This window comes from Streptomyces sp. NPDC049597, assembly GCF_040675505.1.
GTDB lineage: Bacteria > Actinomycetota > Actinomycetes > Streptomycetales > Streptomycetaceae > Streptomyces.
The window spans coordinates 27,659-48,197 of sequence record NZ_JBFAOY010000031.1; the positions used below are offsets into that span (position 1 = coordinate 27,659).

Annotated in this window: 8 protein-coding genes; 7 read left to right on the forward strand and 1 reads right to left on the reverse strand. The window is 69.1% G+C overall.

Annotated features, from left to right (window positions below):
• Positions 1-123 precede the first annotated feature (123 nt).
• Positions 124-483, reverse strand: a complete 360-nt coding sequence (locus AB0K02_RS27855) for a transposase (RefSeq protein WP_365995278.1) — start codon at positions 481-483, stop codon at positions 124-126.
• 204 nt (positions 484-687) lie between these two features.
• Here AB0K02_RS27855 and AB0K02_RS27860 point away from each other — a divergent pair, with 204 nt between their 5' ends.
• The 7 genes from AB0K02_RS27860 to AB0K02_RS27890 all read left to right on the forward strand — a co-directional run bounded on the left by AB0K02_RS27860 (position 688) and on the right by AB0K02_RS27890 (position 20,539).
• A complete protein-coding gene (locus AB0K02_RS27860) occupies positions 688-1,800 on the forward strand; it encodes a DUF6183 family protein (RefSeq protein WP_365995279.1) in 1,113 nt (370 codons plus the stop codon).
• A gap of 1,167 nt (positions 1,801-2,967) precedes the next feature.
• Positions 2,968-5,958: a BTAD domain-containing putative transcriptional regulator gene (locus AB0K02_RS27865; RefSeq protein WP_365995280.1), complete on the forward strand. Its 2,991-nt coding sequence runs from the start codon at positions 2,968-2,970 to the stop codon at positions 5,956-5,958.
• A 409-nt stretch (positions 5,959-6,367) separates the two neighbouring features.
• Positions 6,368-14,737, forward strand: coding sequence for a SpvB/TcaC N-terminal domain-containing protein (locus AB0K02_RS27870; protein ID WP_365995281.1), 8,370 nt, complete (start codon positions 6,368-6,370; stop codon positions 14,735-14,737).
• Between the two features lie 650 nt (positions 14,738-15,387).
• On the forward strand, positions 15,388-16,974 hold the full coding sequence (locus AB0K02_RS27875; RefSeq protein WP_365995282.1) for a radical SAM protein: 1,587 nt from the start codon (positions 15,388-15,390) through the stop codon (positions 16,972-16,974).
• A gap of 31 nt (positions 16,975-17,005) precedes the next feature.
• The gene (locus AB0K02_RS27880; protein ID WP_365995283.1) at positions 17,006-18,046 is read left to right on the forward strand and encodes an AIR synthase related protein; all 1,041 of its coding nucleotides are present in this window, start codon (positions 17,006-17,008) and stop codon (positions 18,044-18,046) included.
• Positions 18,043-19,830, forward strand: coding sequence for a carbamoyltransferase C-terminal domain-containing protein (locus AB0K02_RS27885; RefSeq protein WP_365995284.1), 1,788 nt, complete (start codon positions 18,043-18,045; stop codon positions 19,828-19,830). The genes AB0K02_RS27880 and AB0K02_RS27885 overlap by 4 nt, the downstream gene beginning before the upstream one ends.
• Positions 19,820-20,539, forward strand: coding sequence for a sugar phosphate nucleotidyltransferase (locus tag AB0K02_RS27890; RefSeq protein ID WP_365995285.1), 720 nt, complete (start codon positions 19,820-19,822; stop codon positions 20,537-20,539). Before AB0K02_RS27885 ends, AB0K02_RS27890 begins: the two co-directional genes overlap by 11 nt.

The following is a 20,539-nucleotide window of genomic DNA, read 5'->3' on the forward strand; positions in this document are numbered from 1 at the left end:
CAGCGTTGCCGCACGTACTCGAGTACGAGTACGCACCAGGTGGTGGCTCGCGCGTATTTGCGCAGGTGCGACGGTTGAGGACGAGCTGGTGCGCTGCGGCGTTGAGTGAGCAGCCTGTGTCGGTCACTGCGTGCACCGCATCGAAGAGTATTTCGCGCGGCGGCGGGCGGGGGTATCGGCCTGGTCGGACGGTGCCGCTGGGCTCGGTGGGAGGGCCGGTTCGGGCTCGGGCACCGCGGAGGGCAGGCAGCCGCGGTGGGCGGCGGCGACATCCCCGGCCCGCTTCGACAGGCCATGCCACAGATGGAAGCGGTCGCTGACCTGCACGGCATCCGGGGCGCCGTCGGTGATGCCCTGCCGGTAGACCAGCGAGCCGTCGCGGCAGACCACCTCAACCCCGGGATGTGTCCGCAGCCAGGCCGCCAACTGCTCGGCGTCGCGACCGGCCCACGGCTCGATCGGCAGCCGGGTGTCGGCATCCACCAGAAGGGTGCCGGAGACGTCCGCGTACAGGCGAAGTCGTCCACGCCCAGCACCCGCGGCGCTGCTGCCGGCGGAAGTGGTAAGCGCATTGCGGGATCGGCCGGTGTGACGGTTTCGTAGGTCATCCGCTCCAGGGCAGGCACGCGAGGACGAGTTTGACCCCGTCCGGCCGCCGAATCCTGCGGGGCCATAGGGTCGATGACCGTGGAACACACCGACGACGATCTCCGGCGTCTCGTATGGCACGAGACCGAACAGCGCGCCGCACAAGGCGACACCGCGTACGTACGCGATCTGGGCGCGGAGCTGGCCGGCCGGCGCTCAGCCGCCGCCGAGCGGGTGCGCGAGTACGACCGGCAGCTGGCCCATGTCGTACGCGTGCTCGCGCTCACCCCCGGCCGTGACAGCCTGGCACAACTGCTCCGGCTTCTCGACGCGCCGAGCCTGCCCGGCACGTCCGGCCTCGGGCAGCGCTTCGTCGCCTCGCTCCTCGCGGAGCATCACCACGTCGCCGACCTGGCGGCGGTCGTCTTCGACCGCAGTGACCGGGACCGGCTGGACGAGCTGCGCGCCTGTCTCTTCCACGAGTTGGTGCTCCGCGGCGTGAATGCGAACGACTTCCCGCCGCTGCGCTCCTGGCCGTACGGCCGGCCCGGCTGGCATGCCCTGAGCTGGCTTCCCTCGCACCGGTGTGGCCTTGAGGCGGAGGCCGACTTCCCCAGTCGTTCGATACGCGGCGCCGCCTCGTCTGTGCCGGGCGGGCTGCCGAATGCGGGCCGGGTGGACCCACGCACGCCGCGTGCCACCCAGCGGTCCGCCCTGCGGGACGTCGCCACCATCGGCGAGCGCGAGAGCATCATGAGCGCCGTGCAGGCAGGCGAGTGGGGCGGCGGAGCGTGGGTCTTCAGGCTGAACAAGGCCATCGCACCCGACGAGGTGCCCTCCTTGCTGCCGAACCTGCCCATGGACTGCGTCGACGGGCTCGGCCCCACGGACCGCTTCGAGATCGCGGTCCGGCCGGCGGACGAGATCTGGTGCCTGCTCTTCGCCACCGCGTCGATGGGCGGCATGCACAGCTCGGGTGTGCAGGGCGCCTACGGACGGCTGTGGGCATGGCGTTCGCTCGCGGGGCTCAGTGGGGCTCCGGAGGGCGCGAGCGCCGGGATGGTGGAGCGCCATGCCCGGCAGAGCACATGGTTCCACTTCGAGGCGGACGCGGACTGGTTCCACAACGACGTGGGCTCCGACTACGGCGTAGCGGCCCTCTCCCCCGACCAGCGCCGGATCGCCGTGCTGGCAGCAACGGACACCGACTAACCCTGAGTGCTCACGCCAGACGAGCCCTTGGTGTTCGTGGGGCGCAAAGCTCCTGACGAGGGCTAACTGACCCGCATCCCCGATATGCAGCCGGCCGGGCGGATACCAGGGTGTGCGGCCGCTCGTGGGACCTGGGCACGTTGCCCCACGACAGCCAAGGCCTCGTGGTCGGCGCAGCCGTGATCCCCGACAGAGCGCGGCGGCCCCGGCCGACGCGCAACACCGGCGAGCGCCCCGGCCCGCGGCTGCGTCCGCGCCGCCATCGCCCCTCCCTCTCCCTCAACTCCAGCCAGGACTGGGCGAAAGCGGCCGCAACGGGGATGCCGGCACCCCGACCATGCCTGTATGCCTTCGTGGTGACCTGGGCGAATTCGCGGGAGGCTGCGAGGGCTCGTGCAACGTCCATCGCAACACCCAGCGCAACAGGTAGGCGCAACATCTGTCGCAACAGTGCTCCGGTCAGCGGTCCACGGCGGGCAGGTGGTCCGGGCCGGTGTCAAGCATCACGCGGTCAGCGGTCTCGTACAGGGTGCTGTCGGCGCCGATGACGGTCTCGAGGCCGAACGGGCAGCAGATCGAGCGGTCCGGTTGTCGTTGCCGTGGTCACCCGGTGGCTTCCGGTCCGGTCCCGAGCGGTCGACGGCCGGCTGCCGACCGGTACGGCTACGCTCGGCCGGGGCGGAGGCAAGCTGGGCGGCGAGCTCGGCAGCCATGCGGCCGCGTCCGCCGCGGTCGTCCGCTTCAGCGGCAGAGTTCGGGCGGGGACCGGTGCCCAACGGGCGGCGCATCGTGCCCACACGGCCAGTCTCCCAGCGCGTGCGAGTCGAGCACGCCCCGGGCCCTCAACTCGGCAAGATCGGGCAGCTGGAGGTGGTGGATGGGACCGGTGTCCAGATCGGCCTCCCTGGCCACGACGCGGCCTCGCGGCTCGGCGGCGGCCACGCTCGGGGCTGTCGCCGGCGTCGCCCTGGGACCGTGGCCAAGTCGTCGGCGTTTCTCGGCGGTCACAGCTGATCATCGTATGGCGGGGCCGCCGCAAGGAGCCGGCCGCTTCCTGACCCACCTGTGCGATGTGCTCCAACACGGCTGCACGGACGGGAGACTTCCCCTCCATCTGACGCACCATGTCCCCGGGGAGTGGGGGATCCTAGGCCTATACTTCTCTGCGTGCCATCGAGGGGGGAGTCATCGACGGGCGGCAGCGGGCTCCGGTTCGCTGTGCTCGGTCCGCTCCGAGCCTGGCGCGGCGACGTACCGTTGGAGCTCGGTCCGCTTCGCCGGCAGGCTCTGCTGACGGCGCTGCTGCTGCGGCCGGGCACGACCGTCAGCCGGCAGCAGCTGCTCGACAGTGTATGGGGCCCGGAACCGCCGGGCACGGGTGCCAAGGTGATCCCGGTTTATGTGCACCAGCTGCGCAGACGTCTGGGCACTGAAGGAGAGACCCCGTCCGACTCCGTGATCGTCACCGACCGTGGTGGCTACCGCTTCGTCCCACAGAACGTCCGGACGGACGTGGCTCGACTGAAGGAGGTCGTCGCCGAGGCGCACGCCGCGCGGGCCTCCGGTGATCTGGCCGCCGCGGCGGGCGCGTGGTCCACCGCCCTGGAGCTGTTCCGGGGCGATCCCCTGGCCGGGATCCCCGGGCCGTTCGCCGAGGGAGAGCGCTTGCGGCTGAGGGAACACAGGCTCGCGTTGGTGCAGGACAAGGCGGAGTGCCAGCTGCGGCTCGGCCGCCACGCCGAGGTCGTGGGAGAGCTGTTCGCCCTGACCGAGACGCATCCGCACAACGAGCCACTGGCCGCCATGTTGATGCGTGCCCTCTACGCCGGCGACCGGCAGGCCGATGCGCTGGCTGTCTTCACCAAGGTGCGCCGCCGTCTGGTGAGGGACCAGGGTGCGGAGCCGGGCGGTGAACTGCGACGGGTGCACGAGGCGGTGCTGCGCGCTGATGCCGCCTTCCTTCTCGGCACATCGCCACGACCGCGCCAATCGGCGGACCGGCGGCCCACAGTCCCTCGCCCGCTCCGTCGCGTGCGTAATGAACTACCGGTCGATGTCGGCGGGTTCACCGGACGAGGCCGGGAGTTCGACATGCTCCTTGCGCCGGCCGATGAGCAGGCGGTGACGGTCCGCGTGGTGGACGGCATGGCCGGGGTGGGCAAGACCGCGCTGGTGGTGCGCGCCGCGCATGCGATGCGGGGGCGTTATCCGGACGGCTGCCTGTTCGTGGACCTCCACGGTCATCGCGAGGGGCGGGAGCCGACGGTCCCGCACCGCGCGCTGCGCCGGTTGCTGCGGGCAGTCGGCGACGCCGGCGAAGGCGACGACGAGTCATCAGAGGACCTCGACGGGCTGGCCGCGTCATGGAGGGCCGCGACCGCCGCCCTCCGCCTGATCGTGGTGGTCGATGACGCGTCCGCTGCCGAGCAGGTGCGCCCGCTGCTGCCCGCCGGGCGCGGCAGCCTCGTGCTGGTGACCAGCCGTCAGCGGCTGACCGGGCTGGACGCCGACCGCAGGATCTCGCTGGTGCCGCTGGACACCGACGAGGCGGTGGCCCTGCTGACACGTATCGTCGGCGATCCGGGCTCCGACCCCGAGCGTGCGGCGGTGCGCGAGCTGGCCCGCCTCTGCGACCGGCTGCCGCTGGCCCTGCGTGTCGTCGGGGCGCGGATACAGGGCCGCCCGTCATGGGCGCTGGAGCGCATGGCGGCCCGGCTGGCTGACGATGAGCACCGGCTCGGCGAGCTCGCGGTGGAGGACCGCAGCGTGGAGGCGGCGTTCCGGGTCTCCTACGACCAGCTTCCGGACGCCGAACAGCGCGCGTTCCGCGCGTTGGGCCTGTCGCCGACCGTGGAGCTCGACCGGCTGACGCTGGCCGCCATGCTCGACCTCACGCCGCCCGACGCCGAGCGCACCCTGGAGAGCCTGGTCGAGGCAAGTCTCGTCCAGCAGGTAGCTGCGGACCGCTACCGTCTGCATGACCTGGTCGCGGTCTACGCCCGGCGCGTCGCCGCCGCATACCCCGCGGAAGTCGCGGCGACCCGGGCCGGGGTGTTCCGGCTCTATGTGGTCGCCGCCCGCCGCGCGAGCGACTGGGGCCGCTCTGCCTTCCCGACCGGCCCGCGGCCGGACACCGCGCCCTTCGCGGACTGGGAGGAGGCCTCGGCCTGGCTGGACGCGGTGGGCGGCGAGCTGGTCGACGTGGTCGGCCATGCGGCGGCCGTGGGGCATGTGGACGACGCCTGCTGGCTCGCCGAGGGGCTGTGCGACTACCTCACCCGACAGGGCCGGTACCGCGAGTGCCGGGCCGCCGTCGAGATCGTGCTGCCGCTGACGGAGCAGGCCACCGACCAGCGGATGGTCTCCGAACTGCGCACCTGTATGGGCATAGCGTACGGCCTGCAGGGCCATTACGAGCAGGCGCGCCGCTGGCTGAGGGATGCCCTGGAGATCAGCCGCCGTACCGGAGACCCGATCGAGCAGGCACGGGCCCTGGGTTCCCTCGGCATCTTCGCCAACGCGGCCGGCGAACCGGCCGAGGCCGCCGCGCTCCTGGCCGAATCAGCAGACCTCGCCCGGACAGCGGACGACGACTGGCTCACCGTCATGTACCTGGCCAACATCGGCGCCATCCACCACCAGGTGGGACAGCACGAAACGGCGCACGACTGCTACGCGGCATCGGTCATCCTCGCCGAGAAGATCGGCAGCCCCAGGATCCTCAGCAAGACGCTGTTCCGCATGGGGACGCTCCAGCTCGACCGCGGGCGGCCCACGGAGGCCGCCGACGCGCTCCGCAGGGCCGCCGGACTCGCCGAGCGCGTGGGGGACATCCCGCTGTACGCCGCGGTCCTCGGCAGACTGGCCACCGCCGAGGAGTGCCTGGGTAACCTGCCCGGGGCGAAGGAACTCCACCACCGGGCACTCGCGGCGGTCGGCGAACGGCCCGGCGGCAGGCTGGAGGCCGAGATCCGGAACCGGCTGGGCTGGCGCCACGCCGCGACGGAAGACCTCACCCAGGCGCGCGACCGGTACGAGCGGGCCATCGCCCGCTCCCGCACCGACCCCGGGGAACTCGCCCGCACCCTCGAGGGCCTGCACCGTCGCAGACAACCGGGCCCCGGCGCCACCAGTGCCCCTCCCGAGGACGTCGACTGACACCGCCGCGGTGGAACCCCGGCCCGGCGGATGTGCGCCGCCGCGACGGGGCGGCGGCGCTGAAGTCCCCCTCGTTCACCCGGACACGTGGACACGTGGACACGTGGACACCGGGACATGGGAGCCCAGGCAAACTGTGCCAGGCGGGCAGTACACGAAGCGGTGGAAGGAGGAGTCCAGCGGGACGCCGTCGCGCTGGTCGATTCCTCGGGGCCAAATGTGACTGAGGTCGCACGGCAACCGGGGGTGAGCCGCAGGTCGCTGCCCGGCCGATGAGGCCGTGGCGTTGTCGTCGGCCGCCGGGGCTCGTGTCGCTTGTTTCATCGGGATTTCAACGGCCGTGGTTACCGTCGCGGTAGTGGCGGCGGGTCGGTAGGGATGTCGCCCGGATCCAGAGGGGGTCGGGGGCATGACTGTCCTCGTGTGGGCTCGTCGTCCGGTTCGTGTTCGCCACAAGGGCCTGGTCTTCGCCCTGCTCGTGGCGTTGGTGGCGATGGCGGCTGTGGTTCCGTCGCAGCGGGTGCGTTCGGCGGGGCCGACGGCGGGTGCCGACTCGGCGGTGAAGGGCCCCGAGCACCCCGAGGGCACGTCGTTCAACCCGAACCAGATCAAGGACATCAAGGCGGCCGACCCCGGCTCCGGGGTGAACCTCATCGAGGCGCCCTCGGCGAACAACAGCGGCGACGCGCGGTTGTCGTACCCGCTGGAGGTGCCGAAGGGCCGCGCGGGCCTGGAGCCGAAGCTGGCCGTCACCTACAACTCGTCGGGGACGAACGGGTGGCTCGGCGTCGGGTGGAACCTCGCCACCCCGATGGTCACGGTCGACACACGGTGGGGCGTGCCGCGCTACGACGCCGGACTGGAGACCGAGACCTACCTGCTCAACGGCGAGCAGCTGACCCCGGTGGCGCACCGGAGCGCGTTGCAGGCGCGTACCGCGCAGAAGGTGTTCCACTCCCGGGTGGAGGGCCGGTTCGACCGGATCGTGCGCCACGGCGACAGCCCCACGAACTACTGGTGGGAGGTCACCGACAAGCAGGGTGTCCGCACGCTCTTCGGCGGCACGGCCGACAGCACGCTGGCCGACGGCACGGGGCGCGTCGCCACCTGGGCGGCGCGGGAGGTCCGCGACGGCAACGACAACGTCATGCGCTACCGGTACGCCAAGGTGGCCGACGGCGGCACGGCGGACTCCACGGTCCCGGGCAGCGACCTGTACCCGCAGAAGATCACCTACACCGGTCGCGGCGACACCGACGGCAGGTACTCGGTGACGTTCATCCGGGACCGTGAGCGCGGCGAGCCCCGCCGCGCGGATGTGCGGATCGACGCCCGGTACGGGTTCAAGAAGGTCACCGCCGACCTGCTGCGGCGCGTCGAGGTCAAGCTGGACGACCAGCTGATCCGCGCCTACGAACTGAACTACCGCACCGGCGCGTTCGACAAGACGCTGCTCACCTCGGTGTCGCAGTTCAGCGAGAGCAACAAGCTGTTCAACACCCACACGTTCGACTACTTCGACGACGTGCGCGACCCGTCGGGCAACTACAACGCCTTCACCGACGCGGCGCGTTGGTCGGTGCCGGATGACGACCTCGGGGTGAACATCCGGGAGGGCGAGGCCAGCGCGATCTCGGCGAACACGTCGGTCGGCTTCGGCGCGCACCTGTTCGCGGGCTACAACGTGCAGGGTCTGCCGACCAAGGAGGGTTCCGTCGGGTTGAAGGTCGGGTTCAGCGCGGGCCAGTCCGACGGCCTGTCGACGCTGACCGATGTGAACGGCGACAACCTGCCGGACAAGGTGTTCCGCAAGAAGAACGACGTGTTCTACCGGCCCAACCTGGCCAGACCAGGCGGTGAGCCGAAGTTCGGCGACACGCCCGTCAAGCTCACCAGCCTCCCGGGAATCTCGACCGAGCGCACGCTGACCGGCACCATCGGCGTCGAGTCGTACGTCCTCACCACCTCGGCCCAGCTGGACTTCGTGGGCACCACGACCACCTCGGACCGGTTCTTCAGCGACGTCAACGGTGACGGCATCACCGACCTGGTGAACAACGGCGGCGTGCTGTTCGGCTACCTGGACGCCCATGGGCAACCCGCCTACAGCGCGGACTCCACCCGCACCCCGGCGCCGATCGGGGGCGGCGCGGTGACCGGCCAGATCGTCGGCGATCAGACCGCGCAGTTCAACCAGCAGGTGGACAACTCGCCTCTCCTTGACTCGGTGCGGCGCTGGGTCGCGCCGTTCGACGGCAACGTCCGCGTCGACGGCCCCGTGCAGCTGACCCAGGACCCCTCCCCGGCGCGGGCGGCCTACACCAAGGCCGACGGCGTGCGGGTCACCATCCAGCACAAGGACGCCGAACTCTGGGCGCAGCGGATCGGCCCCGACGACCACAGCGAGTTCACACCGGGCAATGTGGCGTCGATTCCGGTGAAGAAGGGCGACGCGCTCTACTTCCGCACCCAGTCCGTTCTGGACGGCAAGTACGACACCGTGGCGTGGGACCCGGCGATCACCTACACCAACCTGCCGGCCGGCACGGACGCGAACGGGTTGGCGAACACCGTGTTCCGCGCGTCGGACGACTTCACCTTCGGCGGCAGGCCGTCCCAGGTGACCGTGCCGGTGAACGGCACGCTGCGGCTGACGGGTGACGTGGTCAAGTCCGAGGCGACCTCGGACGACGTGACCGTCGTGATCGAGAAGGGCAACGGCGTCCACGCCGGCACGGAGGTGTTCCGCAAGGTCCTGCCCGCCGCGTCGACCGGCACGACCGCGATCGACGTGAGCATTCCGGTCAGCATGTTCGAGAAGATGTCGTGGAAGCTGAAGACCGACTCCCCGATCGACGTCTCGGCGGTGAGCTGGGCGCCGAAGGCGCACTACACGGCCGCGCAGGGGGTCGAGTCGGTCGTCGACGCCGCGGGCGAGCCCACGCTGGTGATCAACCCGCCGTACGACCTGAGCATGTACCCGGCGAACACCCTCATCGCGCCGCAGCAGTCCTACAAGGCGACCAGGACCGGCCAGTTGAAGGTGCGGCCGAAGGTGTCCCTCAACTTCGGGCTGCTCGGTGAGGCCAAAATCGCGTTCACGGTGAAGAAGCGCGGCGGGCAGTTGCGCGGCAAACGGATCTTCCAAGCCAAGGACACCTCCTTCGGTGGCCCGAACCTGGACCTGACCGTGCCGGTCACCGCCGGCGACGAGCTCTACATCGACTACTCCACGACGGAGACCGGACTGCTCGGCATGCTCGTCGAGCAGTCCGCGTCGGTCACCTACGACGTGACCTCGAGCTGGCCGACCTTCACCCCGGCGCCCAGCGCCATGCACGGTTCCGTCGGGCAGGGCGCCTTCGCCCAGCCCTACCGCGGCTGGGGCGTGATCGGCTACCAAGGCAACCGCGAGCGCGCCACCCAACCGCTCAAGCAGGCCGAACTCACGCTGGACCAGAGCTTCAAGGACGCGCTTCCCAAGGAGCCCAAGGAGGCGGACGTCCCGGTGTTCGCCGCGAATCCCCGGCTCACCATGCCGCGTCTTGCGGTGTTCGCCCCCGTTCCCGCCAAGGGCGGCTGGGCCGCTCAGGACGAGTCCTCCTGGATCACCGCCGCGATGGCGACCAGTTCCCGCCTCGGCGCGGACACCATCGACATCGTCACCGACGCCGACGTGGCGGGCGACCGGGCGGTGATGCGCCGCGGTGTCACCGGCCAGGTGTCCGCCACCCTCGCGGCCGGCCCGTTCGGCGGCACCGTGGTCGGCGGGATCACCGCGGGTTCGGTCGACTACCTCGACCTCAACGGCGACGGCTACCCCGACGTGGTGGGCGCCAAGGAGATCCAGTTCTCCGACATGAGCGGCGCGCTCGGCGCCAAGCGCGGCACCCTCGGCGGCAACGTCCGCGAGGCGGACAACGTCTCCGGCAACGTCTCGCTGTCGGCGGGCAGCGAGACCGCCACCATCGCCAGCGCACTGGGCATGGCCGCGCCCGACGCGGGCACCAGCGCCAACACCGCCACCACCGGCGCGGTCCAGCCGTCGCTCGGCATCGGCGGCAGCCTCGGCGGCGGCGAGTCCGACGCCCGCGTCGACCTGATCGACATCAACGGGGACGGGTTGCCGGACAAGGTGTTCGGCAACGGCGACGCCCAGTTGAACCTCGGTTACTCCTTCGCCGCCCGCGAACCCTGGTCGGCCGGACCGATCAACGACGCGTCCACCCGCAACGTCGGCGTCAACCTCGGGTTCAACGTCGACCGCTACGGCTTCGCGGGCGGCCTCTCCGCCGAGCTGGGAACCTCGTTCACCAACGCGAGCATGACGGACGTCAACGGCGACGGCCTCACCGACCGGGTGTTCACCGACGAGGCCAAGGCGATCAAGGTCGCGGTCAACACCGGCACCGGCTTCACCGCACCCGCCCCGTTCCGCGGCAGCTTCCCCGAGATCGCCGTCGACAAGAACGCCAGTCTCGGCGCCGGCGTCTACTTCACCGTCGGCCTGCCCACTCCCGTCGGCGTCTTCGTCTTCAACCCCGGCGCCAACGCGTCCACCGGCATCAGCCGGGCCGAAACCAGCCTGCGCGACGTCAACGGCGACGGCCTCGCCGACCACGTCAAGTCGACCCGCGACGACGAGATGCTGGTCGCCACCAACAAGACCGGGCGCACCAACCTCCTGCGCACGGTGTCGCGCCCGATGGGCGCCCGGATCGACCTGGACTACGCCCGTACCGGCAACACCCAGGCCATGCCCGAAAGCCGCTGGGTGCTGTCCCGCACCTCGGTGTTCGACGGGCTCGCGGGTGATGGTGCCGACACACGTCTGACCACCTTCCGCTACGACCAGGGCCGCTACCACCGCGCTGAACGCGAGTTCCTCGGCTTCGGCCGGGTGATCACCGCACAGCGCGACACCGGCGCCGACGACGCCGTCCGCCGCGTCCGCACCGACGACTACCGCACCGACGGCTACGTCACCCGCGGACTTCTCACCCGCAGCCTCACCGAGGACGGCGCCGGGCACCCGTACAAGGAGACGCTGAACACCTACACACTGGTGGACGCCGCCTCCAGTGGGACTGCCGAGCCGGACAGCCTCACCGCCACCGTCTTCCCGCAGCTCACCCAGGTCGAGCAGAAGGACTACGAAGGCGCCGCCACCGCCGGGGCCGGCACGACCACCCAGCTCACCTACGACTCCTACGGCAACGTCACCCGCGTCTTCGACACCGGAGGTGAGGGCGCCGCCGACGACCTGGAGACCACCTACGCCTACACGGCCTCCGACCCGGAGTGCCGCGACGCGAACCGCACCGGCATCGCCGACGAGATCAGTCAGAAGGACGCCGCCGGGAAGGTGCTACGCCACCGTGGGACCGACGTCGACTGCGCCACGGGTGAGGTCCGCCGGGTCCGCGAGTACCTCGACGACGACACCGCTGCGGTCTCCGACATGGTCTACCACCCCGACGGCAACCTGAAGGCGGTCACCGGCCCCGCCAACGCCAAGGGCCAGCGCTACACCCTCACCTACAGCTACGACCCCACCGTCGGTGTCCAGATCGAGTCGGTCGAGGACAGCTTCCGCTACCGTTCCACCTCCGCCTACGATCTCAGGTACGGGGTCCCCACCCGGAACACGGACCAGAACAACCAGTCCTTGACGATGACGTACGACAGCGTCGGCCGCCTCGCCACCATCACCGGCCCCTACGAGCAGGACACCGGCCGGGCGACGATCACCTTCGGCTACCACCCCGAGGCGCCCGTCCCGTACGCCACCACGCAGCACCTCGACCGGGCCGCCGACGGTGTCCGCGAGGACACCATCGACACGGTCACCTTCAGCGATGGCCTTCAGCGGATCCTGCAGCAGAAGAAGGACGCCTCCGTCGCCGGCCCACCGGGCGCCGACCCGACCGACGTCATGACGGTGTCCGGCCGCATGAAGTTCGATGCCCTCGGCCGCACGGTGGAGACGTACTACCCGGTCACCGAGCCGAAGGGCGCCGCCAACACCACCTTCAACGCCGCGTACGACACGGTCGCGCCGACGAAGGAGACCTTCGACGTCCTCGACCGATCGGTGAAGACGGTCCGGCCCGACGGCGTCGGCACCAGCACCGCCTATGGCTTCGGGCCCGACCGGTCCGGGGCCACACGCTTCGAGACCACCGTCACCGACGGCAACGGCAGGAAGCGCGTCACCTACACCGACGCGCGAGAAGTGACCACCGCCGTCAAGGAGTTCCACGACTCCGTCCCGGTGTGGACGAGCTACGCCCACGACCCGTTGAACCAGGTCACGGCGGTCACCGACGACAAGAACAACGTGATCAGGGCGAGTTATGACGGCCTGGGCCGCCGTGTCTCGTACGACAACCCCGACACGGGCCGCACGGAGACCCGCTACGACCTCGCCGGAAACGTCATCTCCAAGATCACCGCCAACCTGCGCGCCGCCGACAAGGCCATCGAGTACGACTACGAGTACTCCCGCCTCAAGGCCATCCGCTATCCGACCTTCCCCGCGAACAACGTCAGTTACGACTACGGGGCCCCGGGTGCCGCCAACAATGCCGCCTCCCGCGTCAGCGAGGTCCACGACGCCGCTGGCACGGTGAAGCGCGTCTACGGCGCTCTGGGTGAGGTCGCCAAGGAGATCCGTACCGTCACCGCGGTGCATGACGGCCCCCGCACCTACGACACGTCCTGGCGCTACGACGCTTTCAACCGAGTCCTCGCCATGGCCTACCCGGATGGCGAGACCCTCACCTACGACTACGACTCCGGCGGCCAGGTCAGGCGGGCCACCGGCAGCAAGAACGGCGCCACCTACACGTACGTGGACCGGATCGACTACGACAAGTTCGGTCAGAAGGCCCTCCAGCAGGCCGGCAACGGCGTCCGCACGACCTACACCTACGACGCCGAGGACCGCCGCCTCGCCACGCTGAAGTCCACGCCGTCGGGCGGAACGGCCTTCCAGGACCTCGCCTACACGTATGACAAGACCGGCAACGTCTCCTCGCTCGCCAACAACGCGCCCCAGGGCGGCGACATCGGCGGGCCCAGCACCCAGACGTACGGCTACGACGACCTGTACCGGCTCACCTCGGCGTCCGGTACCTACACGGACAAGAACGCGGCACGGAACTCGTACACGCTGAGCATCGAGTACGACTCGGTCCACAACACCACGCACAAGACGCAGACCCACGAGATCACCGGTGGCACCCCGGCCCTCCCGTCCGGCGGTGGGGGTAACGGGCCCATCGAACCGGTCGAGAATCCGGACAACGGCCCCGATGTCCAGGACCGCACCACCTACGACTACACGTACACATACGACGGCCCGAAGCCACACGCCCCGGGCAAGGTCGGCCCGATCGCCAACGACCACGACGCCAACGGCAATCTGACCAGCACCCTCAACACCGCCGTCGCCGACAAGCACCGCCAGTACGTCTGGGACGAGGAGAACCGCCTCGTCTGCAACCAGGACACCGCGACGGGCACCGTCACCCAAGACCCCAACGGCTGCGCCGGCGCCACCGTCTCGTACACCTACGACAACAGGGGCGATCGCGTCGTCAAGACCAGCGACGCGGGCCTCTCCCTCTACCCGAACCGCTACTACAGCGAGCGTGACGGCGCCGGCTACAAGCACATCTTCATCGGCGACAGCCGCGTCACCACCCAGACGGTGAAGACCGCCGGCGTCGAGGACGAGCAGCAGTTCTTCCACTCCGACCACATAGGCTCCTCGGGCTTTGTCAGCGACAAGAACGGCAACGTGACGGAACACCTGGAGTACTTCCCGTACGGCGAGACCTGGGTCGAGGAACACACCGGCGACGCGGACACCCCGTACCAGTTCACCGGCAAGGAACTCGACGCGGAGACGGGGCTCTATTATTACGGGGCGCGCTATTACAACCCGCGCACACAACTGTGGGCGAGCGCGGACCCGGCGCTGCCGGACTATCTGGACACCGCCGGCGGAAGCGAGTCCCGCGACCTGGCTGGTTACACCTACGCACGCAACAATCCTCTGCGTTACACCGACCCGACCGGCAAGTTCGTGGAGGAGGTGATTCTCGCCCCCACGATCGTCGGTGGCACAGTCGGCGGACCGCCGGGAGCCGCTGTCGGCGCCGTGCTGGGAACCGTCGTGGTGGGCGTCACCTTGTTCGCGATCTTCGCCGGGCCGAAGGGCGGCACCGACCACTCCGGCTCCAATGCACATCTCGCGACCCCGCCCACCAACAGCAAGATGCCGGAGGCGCCCACCACAGGCGCGTCGCCAGGGACGGTACCCGCGCCTCCGCCCGCTCCCGCTAACCAGCCGGACGACGACGCGATCATCACGTTCTACCGCGGCACCACTTACTACGACGCCGAGGGGACGGTTGCGGACCAGCACATCGACCTCGGCCGGATCACGACGAATCAGGAGCGGGCAGCGGGCGAGAGGGGGAAAGGCCTGTACCTCACCCAGCAGTTGGAGACGGCCAACTACTATGCGAATCAAGCCAGTGAAGGCGGGCGGTCCGGAGGCGGCCGCGGCATCATCGTGATCGAAATGACGGTCAAGAACTTCAAGGAATTCGTCCTGGCACATCCAGAAATTCTCCACAACCAGCTCATACTCGATTCTCCGGTGTCGGGCGGCAGGGAAACGTTTATCCCCCTCGCTGCGATCCCTGATTTCGAACGCATAGGCCGACCGCGGTACAGCATGATGGAGGGGTGGCAGCCGTCCTACTGAGCCTGGATCCACCGCGTGAATCCTGATCGGGGTCGCTGATCGGTTGTCGGGTGGTTTCCGGTTTCGGGCAGGCGTGGGTGCCGGATGGCCGGTCCGGTGGCGGGTTCTCCGAGGTCCTTCGGGGTCGTGTGCGGGCAGTCCGGTTCGGCGGGTCAGGTGCGCAGGCGGTGGCTGACTGCCGTCCAGAGGTTCGAGTCGGCGACCGGCCCCGGGAAAGACAACGCGCTGCTCCTGGACGGCCCCTGAAAGCACCGACGTCCGCGGTTTGTTTCGTCCCGCACCCGGAGCCCTGCTGCACGGCGACCCGGTGCTGTCTTCGAAGCCCCTTGGTTCGTCACCAACCGCACCGCCGCCATGAGGGACCGCCTCCTGACCGACTTCGCCGCCGCGCCCCGCTGGAGTCCCCTGCCGAGGATCTTCGCCTCCGCCTTGCTCAGCTGACGAGAACGCACTCTGATGGATGCCCTCCTGGGAGATCAGCCTCGCCGGTGGACGTCGGCGCGGAACAGGATCCTTCGCCCAATATGCCCTCTGGCGCTTCCCCTTGGTTGCTGCCACCCTCGTAGCGAATCGACCGAGTGCCCTTCCCACCGGCCTGCGCGCCGAAGACCGCTGGAGGAGCCGTGACTGCTTGCTCAGAGTCCTGTGGTGTGACGAGCGATATACAGCCCACCACGGTCTTCATCCCCCAGGGCTCACTGCGTATCGGCCCACCCGAGGCCGCTCCGCCAACCCGGTTGCTGGTCGAGATCCCGGCCGACCCGGCAACCTCGGAGCGGGGAGAGCTGGAGAACGACGTTCAGCTCGTCGATCTCGGAGACGGCGCGTACTGCCTGACGCACGCGCTGCGACACCGTCAGATCTTCGGCGGAGAAGTCCTCCACAGGACAGTTGAGGCCCTCGCCGCGAACGGAGCCGTGGACGAGTCGGTGCTCGCCATGATGAAGGCCGAGGGGTTCGTCTCGGGACGGGGCGAGGACAAGAACGCCGTGCGCGCCTCGCTGGCAGCTCAAGAAGCAGAGCGAGTCGAGAAGGATCCGGACTTCTCTCTGCTCCGCGTACTGCTCACCGACTTCTGCAATCTCAAGTGTGACTACTGCAAGGTCGTACAGAACGTCGAGGCACCGCAGAAGGCGCCCACCGGCACCGCGCGACTCACCGAGGTCATCGAGTACTTCTTCGCGAACTCGCGGGCCGCCCGACCCAAGATCATTCACTGTACGGGCGGTGAGCCGACCCTGCATTGGCCGGAACTGGAGCACCTCCTCGATGAGAAGCAGCGGCTTGCCCGGCCGGACGAGAACTGCTGGGTCGTCGTCGGCACCAATGCGACCCTGATCACTGCCGACCGTGCCCGGACCCTTGCCCGTCACGGCGCCAAGTGCATCGTGTCGATGGACGGACCGGCGGAGATCCACGATCTGTTACGCCCCAACCACGCCGACCGAGGATCCTGGACTCAGGTCGACCGGGGCATCAGGATCCTTCAGGAGCACGGCGTCGAGGTGTCCATCTCCGCCGTCTTCGGCAGCCACAACCTGACGCGGGCCGACGAGATCATCGAGTGGTTCATGACCGAGTACCAGCCGACCGGCCTGGGAGTGAACTTCATGAAGCCCCCCACACCGGAACAGCAGGACTACCCTTATCTCATAGATGGCGTCGACTACGCGCAGACTCTCTACGACATCCACCGCAAGTGGCGTGACCAGGGTCTGTTCCTCGAACTCGTCCATCGCAAGCTCGAGCCATTCGTCAAGGGCCACTACCGCTTCCATGACTGCGGTGCCGCGGCCGGCGCGAACCTGAACCTCGATGCCAAGGGAAAGGTCGGCCCCTGCAAGTCGTTTCTCGTCATGGATCGGCTCGCACTCTCCGAACTGGACGGCACCGCGTACTCGGATTCCGTACTCAGCCGCTGGCGGATGCGGTCACCGATCTACTACACCCACTGTGACGGGTGCTCGGCCCGTGGCATGTGCGGCAACGGCTGTGCCTACGACGCCTACGTCGCCAATGGAGACGAGATGTCCATCGACCGCAGAAGCTGCGAGTACACCAAGAGGTTCAACGAGTTGATGCTGCGCGACCTGTTCGAGCTGTCCGGCGGCAGTAAACGCGTCGAGCGGGAGGGCGCCTACGCGGTGACCCAGCAGGAGCGCGATCTGGTCATGGGCGCGGTCGCGGCGACCCCCGGCACGCTGTCGTACTCGATCGGGCACCACACGCACCAGTAGCACCGGAGGGTGGCGACGACGAGGGGGCGGAATGCACGAGCGCGAGGTCATCACGCTGATGCGCGGCGGGCTCGGAGAGGACGAGAATCCCGAGGCCGACTTCGATCACTGGCCGGTCCCTGGCTCGGACGTGCGCCTCGCGTCGAGCGTGGACCGGGCGGTCCACGGTGACTGTCCTCCCGGCGAGCCCTTGGACGTGTGGGCTTACAGAGGGGTCAACGCGGCCCTGTCGGATCTGGCGTGCGCGGGGGTGTCGCAGCCGGCAGTCCAGCTCGACCTCCAGATTCCCAGGAGCGCCGACCCCACCATGGTCGCGGCAATCGCAGCCGGAGTACGGCATGCGATCCGGATCAACGGCGCGACCTTGCAGAACGGCTGCAACACCACTTTCGGCCCCACCGCCCTCACCACCTCGGTCAGAGGGGTGGGGCGGCGCTCCGAACTCCCGCCCGGGCGAACCGGAGCGGCTCCGGGGGACCTGGTGGTCGTGTCACGCCGGCCCGGGCGCTTCAACGCGGCGCTTGCCCACCTGAACCACCCCGCGGGCGACCTGCGACCCGAATGGCTCGCGTCCGCGCTGCTCGGCGGACTCCCTGAGTTGGAGCTCGGGCGGCTGCTCGTCGAGAGCGAGTCGATCACCGCTGTCATCGACGCCAACGACTGCCTGCTGATCACCCTCGACGATCTGGCCAGAGGGTCCGAGGTCGGCATCGACCTCGACGGCTCGGCCGTCGAGCGACTGGGTGAAGGACTTCCCGAAGCCGTTTCCGCAGAGTGCCTCCTGGGGCCGCCTTCCGGTGATCTGGCTCTCGTCATGACCCTTCGTCCGGAGCGGTTCGACGATGTCCGGGCCGCCTTCGCCCGGCTGGGCCGCCGCCCCTGGCGCCTGGGCCGTTGTACAGCGACCCGGGGTCAGCTGACCCTGGATGGGAGGCACTCGGTCGCGAAGGCCGAGGTGGCCCAACGTGTGTGGTCTCCGTCAACGGCGTTCCGCCACCCTCTTCCCGGCCTCCCGGAGGTTGTCGTGCACGGGCAGCAGGGGGAGCCCTGTGTCGGGAGGCACGGAGAATGACGGCCGAGGTGATTCTGGGGGTGTGTGCCCACACCCATGATTCGTCGGCCGCCCTCTTCGTCGGCGGCAGTCTGATCGGCTTCCTCGAGGAAGATCGGCTGGTCGACGACAAGCACACCCGGGCGTTCCCCAGCGAAGCGGCCCGCCTTCTTCTGGCCGCAGCAGGGCGAGGACCCGACGAGGTGACCGCTGTGGCATACACCTTCGACAGCTCTCTGTACCGGCACGGCAGAGAAAGGGCCATGCGAAGGGCGGGGGATCCCGCCCGCCGGCGCCGAGCCGTGCATTCGTACGACTCCATAGCCGCGGCGCACGCCCAGACGCTCAGACGGCTGACCGCGGAATTTCCGTGCGCGGCGATCGTGGAGGTGCCCCACCATCGGGCTCATGCCTTCTCGGCGATCGCACCGCAGGGCTGGCACGATCGCGATGTATTGGTCGTCGACAGCATCGGAGAGGCCGCGACCACCTCGATGGGCGGCTGGAACCGTGCGGCCCGCTCCCTCGATCTGCGCGCCTTGACGTTTGACACGGACTCCCTCGGCTACGTCTACGGAGCTCTCACGGACCACTTGGGCTTCCGGATGCGGGACGAAGAGGGCACAGTCATGGCGCTGGCGGCCTACGGGGATCCGTCGCGGTTCCGGGCGCTGCTCGCGCGGGCGATTCCGCTGACACCCCGGGGATTCCGGGTGAGCACCCGCCTCGTGAGACAACGGGTGTTCGGCGACAGCGGCAACAGGCTGACGGACGCGTTCGTCCTGGCGTCGATCCCCCGGCGGGCACCCGGAGAAGAACTCACACAGGACCATGCCGATCTGGCGGCTTCCCTCCAGGAACGTGTCGAGGAGGTGACCGCCCACCTGGTGGGCCTGCGTCCCGGATCGGGCAGGAGCTGGGCGGTGGCCGGCGGGGTCGCCACCAACTGTGTCGCCGTCGGCAAACTGCGCGACCTTCCGAACGTTGCGGAACTCTTCGTGCCCCCGGCTCCCGGCGACTCCGGGACCTCACTGGGCGCCGCTGTGGCCGTCGTCCTGGAGAAACAGTGTCTGCTGGCTGAGGTACCCGCGTCGCCGTACTGGGGTGTCGAACCGGCAATCCCGAAGGCCGAGGAGGTACGCAATCGCGGGTTCGAGGTGTCCGGTCCTCACGAAGAACGGGACCTCGCTCGTCGAGTGGCCGCGGCCTTGGCCAAGAACGACATCCTCGGCATCTACCGGGGTGCTGCGGAAGCCGGCCCACGAGCCTTGGGGCATCGGTCCATCATCGCCAATCCCCTCTCGCCCCAGGTACACGACCGGCTGGCCACCCGGGTCAAGAAGCGCGAGACCTTCAGGCCGTTCGCTCCGATGGTCCTCGCGGACCGAGCCGCCGGGTACTTCGACTTGCGTGGGTGCGAGTCGCCCTACATGAGCCTCGCTGTGGATGCACGGCAGGAACTCCTCCACCACGCGCCCACAGTGATCCACCGCAACGGCACGGCTCGGGTGCAGACCGTGAAGGCGGGGACGGACGCATTCCTGGAAGCGCTGCTCGGTCGCTACGAGCAGCTGACGGGCTCGCCCCTGCTGATCAACACCTCGCTGAACATGAAGGGTCGGCCCACTGCTGGATCGTGGCAGGCGGCGTTGAGCTGCCTCACCGAAATGTGCCTGGACGGCCTCGTACTCGGGGACCTGTTCGTCACCAGTCGTGGGAAGGGTTTGCCGCCCACCGGCGATGAACCTGGTTCCCCATGGGGGTTAAGCCGGGCAGAGGGGGGCAGCCAGTTCCATGAGGGCTGACAGAAATCATGGTGCACCGTCCGTCGTCGTCCTTGCCGGAGGCCGCGGCGCCAGGCTGGGCAGGTTGACGGACGAGATACCCAAGCCTCTGGTCGAAGTCGGCGGCCGTCCCATTCTCTGGCACGTACTCGCATGTTACAAGGCCGCCGGAGTCTCCAGGGGCGTTGTCGCCGCCGGCTACCGGGCCGAACAGATCCAGCAGCTGTTCGCCGCGGACGCTACCGTGGAAGTCGTCGACACCGGGGTCGAGACGAACACCGGCGGCAGAGTTCTCCGACTTGCCGACAGGCTGACGGAAAGTTCCTTCTGTCTGACCTACGGGGACGGCGTCAGTGATCTGGCCATAGCCGAGACCATGGAATTCCACGTCTCTCACGGCCGGTTGGCCACGATCACGGCCGTGCACCCTCCGGCGCGCTTCGGCCGGCTGTCCCTCGACTACGACAGCGTCGTCGGCTTCGCGGAGCGGTCACCACTCGACACTGAATGGATCAACGGTGGGTTCATGGTCTTCCAGCGAGAGGTCATGGACTTCATCGCCGGGGACAACAGCAGCCTGGAACACGACGTCCTGCCGGCGCTGGCCGCCGCCGGGGAGCTGAAGGCCTTCCGGCACAAGGGCTTCTGGCAGTGCATGGACACTGTCGCGGACGTGGCGTTTCTCAACTCCCTGTGGAAAGGCCGAAACCCACCGTGGCGGACGTGGTGA